Origin of the sequence: Bartonella sp. AP72JLCBS, from assembly GCF_042195705.1 — a bacterium.
Taxonomy (GTDB): Bacteria; Pseudomonadota; Alphaproteobacteria; order Rhizobiales; family Rhizobiaceae; genus Bartonella.
Genome location: NZ_JBHIOU010000149.1, coordinates 1 through 539, shown reverse-complemented (window position 1 = coordinate 539; position 539 = coordinate 1). Strand labels below are relative to the sequence as shown.

Here is a 539-nt window from a genome sequence, read left to right as displayed (position 1 = left end):
TTTAAAAGCACATAAATATAAAAGAAGCAATTAATAAGCATAAGATATTATCAATACACAACGTATTTAAAAAAATAAGAAAAAATATCAAAAAAGATAAAATATTGTTTGACAATAAATACGTATTTTGTTATATGACTAATCAAGTGCTGAAAACACTTAATAACTAGCGGGTAGGTTACGATACGACCTCTCCCATGTCTTTTAAATACTGACTTTCTTTTATGCTTTTGTTAGTATATGAGAGCTTTGTCGGGTGTGGTCATACCATACAATACTCTTTTATGAGAAAAGTGTGACGACGGACTAGTTACCGTGTTTTCAACGCCCGGCGCTCTTATAGAGTGTCAATTGAAAACTTTAAATAACTAGGAATCTTAGTATGAAAAATATCTCAAACAACACCCCCGTTATCTCTAATATTGCAAATGAAACCGCGTCTGTTAATCAACAAGAGCCTGCAAAAAATACGAATTTATTGATGATTGTGAATATATCGATGGTCATTTCTTAACTCGAATTAGAGCCTTAAGAGATTT

At 31.4% G+C, this 539-nt stretch carries 1 protein-coding gene; it reads left to right on the top strand.

Going from position 1 to position 539, the window contains the following annotated elements:
• The first annotated feature begins 382 nt into the window (after window positions 1–382).
• The gene (locus ACFILO_RS09810; RefSeq protein ID WP_375654226.1) at window positions 383–514 is read left to right on the top strand and encodes a hypothetical protein; all 132 of its coding nucleotides are present in this window, start codon (window positions 383–385) and stop codon (window positions 512–514) included.
• The last annotated feature ends 25 nt before the right edge of the window (window positions 515–539 follow it).